The organism is Edaphobacter sp. (assembly GCF_035532915.1).
In the GTDB taxonomy this organism is placed as follows: domain Bacteria; phylum Acidobacteriota; class Terriglobia; order Terriglobales; family Acidobacteriaceae; genus Edaphobacter.
In genome coordinates, this window is the sequence record NZ_DATKQC010000243.1 from 1 (window position 1) to 5,967 (window position 5,967).

Consider the following 5,967-nt stretch of genomic DNA (forward strand, 5'->3'; position numbering starts at 1 on the left):
ATGCCCGAGGGACTTGACCAACAAAAGTCGTTTGAACTCTTTCGGGGAAATTCAAAGGACATAACGATCGTCACATTTGACGAACTGCTCGCGAAGCTTAAGCAGATTCATGAGTTCCTCGCTTCTCATGCGCCCGAGGCAGGTCGAGCATCCATCATGCATGGCCTTGAAACGAAAGTACTGCGATTGCAGGATGGACTTAATGCGCTGTATGAACACTCGGAATCCAGATCCGGCTCAATTCGGAAGGCGACATCCAAGCTTTTGCCCGGCGTTGACGGGAGCAGCGTTATGGTCACTATGGGGAAGCTCTCCATTCTCAAGCATGGTTTCGACCGTGTGCGCCTGCAGACTCCACCCTACCCGGTTGCCTTTGACGAATCCGGGGAGCACACTGTCAATGTCCAGACGTTGGACGAGTTCATTGCGGAAGCGGAAAAAGCCATCGCAGATGCCGATGCAGTCCTGACCGCACAGATGCGAAGTAAGCTCTAGATGGAAGCTCGCTTTACGCAGACGTTCCTCCTACACAGAGGCAAGTGATGGATGATTGCCTCGCAGAAAATGCGATTTGGGATGAGCAGGTAGCGAGAATGGCTGAACAATCAAAACAGAGACTGACGAAGCTGCAGAAGCGTTTGTTGGCGGAGGTCACGGAAATCGCGGAACTCGCGCGCATCGATTACGAAAGCATCCTCGACTACGATGAAGAAGAGCGGACGGCGCGCCTGCGGTTGATGATAAACCAGATTGTCAGGAGTCAGGTCATCGCCGATTACACGTTTATCGACGAGATGCTTGGGGCGGCCATCTGCCATTATTTCTTCGGCAGGAAACGGGGATTTATAAAACTGTGGAAGACCAAAAAGTTCAAGAACTTCAACTACTACATTTTGGAAGTACTGAGCATCACTGAGAAACTGAGGCTCCTGAAGGCAATTTACAAGGTCCCGAAATCCACTGCCGCTGATATTGAGGCAATCAATGCTTTGCGCAACGACTTGGCTCATGCGTTCTTTCCTGAAAACCTGCGCTCATCGAAACCGGTCTATAAAGACAAGGACATATTTACCAGAGAGGGGATGGAACGATTCATCGAGGACATGAGCAAGATTTCGGATTTCTTCCTCCACCGGAATTTCGGGATTCGCGAGCTGCAGCAGGAGCAGGAGCAAGCCGGCGTCGCGGTGGCGGCTGTGTAGGAATGATGGCTACGAGAGATTAGTAAGCGTGTGGTCTTCCCCTCTGGTATCCCGGCAGGCTTGAGTTTGACGATGTTGTCATGGTCGAAGCAGAGAGAGCGGAACGCCGCGTGCGCAGATGGCGTTCGGTGGCGGAGAAGCAGCGGATAGTAGAGCAGACGATGGAGCCCGGTGCGAGTGTGGCGCTGGTTGCACGGGCGCACGGGGTGAACGCCAACCAGGTATTTGCATGGCGTCGTGCCTTCAAGAGTGGCGAGTTGGCAGAGCCGGTCGTTCCAACCACAGCATTGCTTCCGGTTACGGTTTCGGCACCGTGTGAGGAAGAGATTCGTGAGCCTGCCGCGAAGCAACAGCAGGCGACCGTGGGCGCGATCCACATCGAGTTGCCCGGCCGGGCGATGATCAGCGTGGAGAGAGGTGCCGATCTAACACTTGTGCGTTCGATCCTGGAGAGCTTGCGCAAGTGATCGAACTTCGCACAGGCACGAAGATATGGCTCGCGGCCGGGGTAACGGACATGCGTCGCGGCTTCGACGGTCTGAGTGCGCAGGTGCAGACGGTGCTTGAGCAACAACCGTTTTCCGGTCACGTGTTTGTTTTTCGCGGGCGCCGCGGTGACATCGTAAAACTTTTGTGGTTCGATGGCGACGGTCTTTGCCTGTTTGCCAAGTAACTGGCTTCACACTACACCTCTTTCGATTGCATCCGAAGGTCTTGTTCCTTCTCCGCTTTGAGGACCGCTACTCGATCTGAGAGCCGGTCCCACCGACTGCAGTGCTTGGCAGGTATGGAGCGTGGCAGCTCGTAAAGGTACGCGTGTCCATTGTAGGCGTATCTGGTGATGATGCCGTGTTCGGCCCAAGGCACGATCGTTGCTTCGTGGATGCCGAGGCGAGTGGCCGCTTCCGCTTTGGTCACCAAGCCGCGGTCGCGAAGCCGGTCGTACCGAGAGCGCAGTGCGTAAGTATGGACGAGGTAGGCAACGCGCAGCGCGGTGAAGCAGGTTTGGTCGCGCCCCGGTCGAGCCGATCCGCCGGGACGAAATCCCCGCTCGTTGAGGATGTCGGCGATCTCGGCATAGATGTGATCGTCGAGAAGCTTATCGACGAGTTGGACGATCGTGGGCGGTGTTTTGATCTGCTGTGCGGATGACTTGGGGTTGAGCGTCGTCAGAGTTTCCGTCTTGCCGCCCTTAAAACGAACGTGGATCCTGGTGATGCCTTCTGCCGGCAGTTTAATCAACGTAGCATCTTCGATGATGTAGGCGAGTAGCCGTTTACGCTCCCGATTCGGTGTGGTGGGATCATGCCAGAGTTTCTTGAAGTCTGTCGTCATCGTGACCAGCCGCTGGCGGATCGCATCATCGAGCAGGAATTGGTCCTGCTGTCGGGCGCGTTCTCGTTCCTCTCGTGCTTCCAAAAGCGCGTGCAGTTTGTGGTTCCATTCCGCCTCGAGCGTGTCGGCGACCAGGCGATTGGCCGGATCGACCAGCATGAATCGACGTTGCGCTAGATCGGCTTCGAACTGTGCGCGCTCGATGGCGCGGCAGCGCAGCCGGTCCGCCTCTTCCTGCCGGGTTTCGATCTCTCGCCGAATTTCCAGCGCCAACTCGACAGCGGCAGGCGTCATCCTTTCGGCGATGAGGGCCCCGATGGCCTCATCAACCGGCGGTCCGGCGACGGTTTGGCAGTCCCGATCGGCGAGATAACCGTGTGCGCGGTCGCAGACATACCAGGCCTCTTGCTTGCCCCGTGCGGAGCGATAAGCGACACGGAGATGTCTGCCACATCGGCCGCATATCGCACGTCCCTGGAGCAGAGCAGCGCCTTCCCGCGGCGGAGATCCGCGCGCCAGTTCGTAGCCCCGGCCATTGGACGCGAGCAGCTTAAGATTCTGCTGATATTGCTCCCAGCTTATGTAACCGGGATGAGCGTTTGGGATGCAAGCCAGCCACTCCCCGCAGTCGCGTTTTCGCACGATGTGTTTCTTGCCCTCCGCACCTCGCCGGTAGCGCCGGCGTCCATACACGTAGGCACCTGCCAGTCGAGGGTTGCTCAGCACGCGCATGGCGGTCGAGGCGGTCAACGGCCGGAACACCGTGGCGCTGCCACGGAGCCGGGACGGAAAGAGAAGGCCCTCCCTCCGGAACGCCTTCACCGTCTGGCACGCCGAGCCAACGCGCGAGAACGTCTCGAAGAAATGGGCCATGGTGTCCCGGATTTGCATGTCGGGATCGAGTGCCACGTTGCCAGCTTCGTCGTAAACGAGGCCCGTGGGCAGCGGACAGCGATATTCGCCGCGCCGTACTTTGTTCAGGATTCCTCCGCGCAGCCTGGCTTTCAGAACATGCAGCTCAGCCTCGCTCATGGTTCCTTTTAAGCCCAGCAGCAGACGGTCGTTGAAGTTCGCCGGATCGTAAACGCCATCCTCATCGAGGATCAGGGTATCGGCCAGCGCGCAGATCTCCAGCAAGCGATGCCAGTCCACGTTGTTCCTCGCCAGGCGCGAGACCTCCAGCCCCATAACGATACCCGCGCGGCCCATGCTTACATCAGCCACCAAGTGCTGAAAGCCCTCGCGCCATGCCGCTGACGCGCCGGACTCGCCCTGATCACTGTCTATCACGATGATCTGATCTTCGTGCCAGCCAAGCGCCACCGCCCGCCCACGCAAGGCATATTGACGCTTCGTGCTCTCCACGTTCTCGATGACCTGCCGCATCGAAGATTGTCGAACATAGAGGTAGGCGCCTCGTTGGAGATGATGCGGCTGCACTTTGAAGGATTCGCTCATAGTGTTGCTCCTCGATGCTCGGCGTTCATGGCCATGGCCGCGAAGATATGAACAACGGTCCTTGATTCTTCCGCAGTGGGAAAACTCAACATTGCCGTACGCCTCGGTAGCGGCGGGTTCGCGCCAGCCGTGGCCATCGCCCGCGCCCATCCCCACATGCCGCGACGGAGAAAAAGCAGGAGCCCCGAGCGAGCCTCGGGCGGCAGCGTATAGCCGAGTGCGGCGTTGCGGAGAGCTTCGTATTGCGACGTAACGCCTGCCAGCCGCTCCGAACTCTCTGCCACATCGCACATCAGCGCGCGGTTTTTTTTACCGCTACGGCTCGCTCGATCGTCCTTGGGTGGATATCCAGATCGAATTTCTTCCGGATCTGTTCGGCCAGCCGGCGCGCTCGAATGGGCTCGCCCTCGACCCGTTGCTCCTGGATGAACTCGAGCACCGCGCCTCGCACCTTGTGCGGGCCCTGCGGACCCCGTTTCCTGGGCACCAACCCGGCGATCCCCGCTTCTTCGAAGCCGGCTCTGGTCTGGTAATATGTCGGCCTCGACACGCCGTAGTCTTCCGTCGCACTGGTCACCGACGCGTTCTCTACCGAAACGCGGCGAAGCATCTCGTACTTGACCTGCACGATGTCGCGCGGATCGAAGAACTCGCCATCTTGGAACTTCGGATCCTGGACTTTTCCGGGCACCGGATTCAGCGTGCCCTCTTCGGCGAGGGCCCTGATTTTGGCCTGCTTGCTGTCGCTCTTGGCTGGCACCACAATCTCCGCGGATCGGCTTGCCGATCGTTATACTAATTATGCCGCAACTACAGCGTATGTCAAGAGCAAAAAGTGTTATGCACTTTGATACACACTGACAACAGTACGGGATCGCCGCACCATCCCCACTTTTAAGCGGCGTATTTCTGTTTACATTCGCGGCGGAATTCCCCTTACATTTCATCTGTGCCCCTCCGACAGATCGTGCCCGCTGAGCCGATCCACTAAGCGGACAAGTTCCAGCAAGTCCGCTACCCGGAAAAGCGCCCGCTGCCCGCCTAGAACGATCTCGGCATCGGGCGAAACAACATCCGTCCACTGCGGCCGAACCGAGCACACTGCCCCATCGCTGGTCTCCAAAAGCAGGGTCATCCCATAGCGGTTGTGCCGCTCGCCCACGCAGGGTAGCTGTTGACCTCGGAGTGGATGAAAAGGATGCGTCACCTGCACAAGACGTGTCCCTGTAATAGGAGGCCGTGCATTCTTGGGTGAGTTACAAGCGATTGGAACGTGGCCGTTTCATCTGGCCGAAGGCCGAGAGCGGAACCGTCTGTCTGACGCGCGCGCAGCTTTCGATGCTGCTCGAAGGCATCGATTGGAGAAGGCCCGAGCGAACCTGGACGCCGCAGATCGCGGTCTGATTGATGATTGTGATTCCCCTTTATTCATGCGGTGTTTGGGGATGTTTTCCACATCGTTTCATGGCATACTGCGCACATGACTGTCGCTGCTCTTCCAGATCTCGATCAGCTCGACGTTGAAGCGTTGAAGATGCTGGTTATCGAGGAGCGCGAGCAGCACAAGTCGGACGCAGAGCTGATCGAACATCTGAAGCTGGTTATCGAGAAGTACCGCCGAATGATCTTCGGCAAGAAGAGCGAGAAGGTCGTGGTTCAACTGGAGCAGCTTGAGTTCCAGCTCGAAGATCTGGAGTCTACACAGGCCGAGGCCGAAGCCGCGGCTGAGGCCGCCACGCCATCCAACACGCCCGCCAGGCCGGCGCGCAAGCCCTTGCCTGGTCATCTTCCGCGCGAAGTTGTCTCGCATCATCCCAACAGCGGTCGCTGCCCCGACTGCGGTGGCGCGCTACGCTCGTTCGGTGAAGATGTGACCGAGCAACTTGAGTACATTCCGGAATGCTTCAAGGTCATTCGCCACGTACGGCCGAAGTTTGCCTGCAACGGTTGCGATCGCGTGGTCGAAGCGCCG

General features: G+C 58.3%; 10 protein-coding genes. 6 read left to right on the forward strand and 4 right to left on the reverse strand.

The window, feature by feature from the left end; translation table 11 throughout:
* The 4 genes from VMU57_RS11640 to tnpB (VMU57_RS11655) all read left to right on the forward strand — a co-directional run.
* Window positions 1-495: hypothetical protein (locus tag VMU57_RS11640; protein WP_325383556.1), on the forward strand; the 495-nt coding region annotated here is incomplete at its 5' end.
* A gap of 47 nt (window positions 496-542) precedes the next feature.
* Window positions 543-1,202 (forward strand): hypothetical protein, encoded by a 660-nt coding sequence (locus tag VMU57_RS11645; protein ID WP_325383558.1) that lies wholly within the window; start codon window positions 543-545, stop codon window positions 1,200-1,202.
* An 80-nt stretch (window positions 1,203-1,282) separates the two neighbouring features.
* Window positions 1,283-1,669, forward strand: a complete 387-nt coding sequence (tnpA, locus tag VMU57_RS11650; protein ID WP_325383560.1) for an IS66-like element accessory protein TnpA — start codon at window positions 1,283-1,285, stop codon at window positions 1,667-1,669.
* Window positions 1,666-1,875 carry an IS66 family insertion sequence element accessory protein TnpB gene (gene tnpB / locus VMU57_RS11655; RefSeq protein ID WP_349255567.1) on the forward strand — a complete coding sequence of 70 codons (210 nt, stop codon included), beginning with the start codon at window positions 1,666-1,668 and terminating at the stop codon, window positions 1,873-1,875. Before tnpA ends, tnpB (VMU57_RS11655) begins: the two co-directional genes overlap by 4 nt.
* An 11-nt stretch (window positions 1,876-1,886) precedes the next feature.
* Here the strand turns inward: tnpB (VMU57_RS11655) and VMU57_RS11660 are convergent, their stop codons facing one another.
* From VMU57_RS11660 to VMU57_RS23045, 4 genes are all read right to left on the reverse strand, one after another.
* A complete protein-coding gene (locus tag VMU57_RS11660) occupies window positions 1,887-3,995 on the reverse strand; it encodes a recombinase family protein (protein WP_325383562.1) in 2,109 nt (702 codons plus the stop codon).
* Entirely contained in the window at window positions 3,992-4,279 is a 288-nt protein-coding gene (locus VMU57_RS11665; protein WP_325383564.1) for a hypothetical protein, read from the reverse strand. Before VMU57_RS11665 ends, VMU57_RS11660 begins: the two co-directional genes overlap by 4 nt.
* A gap of 8 nt (window positions 4,280-4,287) precedes the next feature.
* Window positions 4,288-4,755, reverse strand: a complete 468-nt coding sequence (locus VMU57_RS11670; protein ID WP_325383566.1) for a helix-turn-helix domain-containing protein — start codon at window positions 4,753-4,755, stop codon at window positions 4,288-4,290.
* Between the two features lie 183 nt (window positions 4,756-4,938).
* The gene (locus tag VMU57_RS23045) at window positions 4,939-5,208 is read right to left on the reverse strand and encodes a DUF5372 family protein (RefSeq protein ID WP_414648637.1); all 270 of its coding nucleotides are present in this window, start codon (window positions 5,206-5,208) and stop codon (window positions 4,939-4,941) included.
* Window positions 5,209-5,246: 38 nt separating this feature from the next.
* Here VMU57_RS23045 and tnpB (VMU57_RS11675) point away from each other — a divergent pair, with 38 nt between their 5' ends.
* The gene (tnpB, locus tag VMU57_RS11675) at window positions 5,247-5,399 is read left to right on the forward strand and encodes an IS66 family insertion sequence element accessory protein TnpB (protein WP_349255568.1); all 153 of its coding nucleotides are present in this window, start codon (window positions 5,247-5,249) and stop codon (window positions 5,397-5,399) included.
* Between the two features lie 76 nt (window positions 5,400-5,475).
* A partial coding sequence (locus VMU57_RS11680; protein WP_325383568.1) for an IS66 family transposase zinc-finger binding domain-containing protein occupies window positions 5,476-5,967 on the forward strand: 492 nt, incomplete at its 3' end.

What these genes read in the sequence shown, in the direction of transcription:
- VMU57_RS11645 (WP_325383558.1), top strand. Translation starts at nt 543, where the DNA reads ATGGATGATTGCCTCGCAGAAAATGCGATTTGGGATGAGCAGGTAGCG.
- tnpA (WP_325383560.1), top strand. Translation starts at nt 1,283, where the DNA reads ATGGTCGAAGCAGAGAGAGCGGAACGCCGCGTGCGCAGATGGCGTTCG.
- VMU57_RS11660 (WP_325383562.1), bottom strand. Translation starts at nt 3,995, where the DNA reads ATGAGCGAATCCTTCAAAGTGCAGCCGCATCATCTCCAACGAGGCGCC.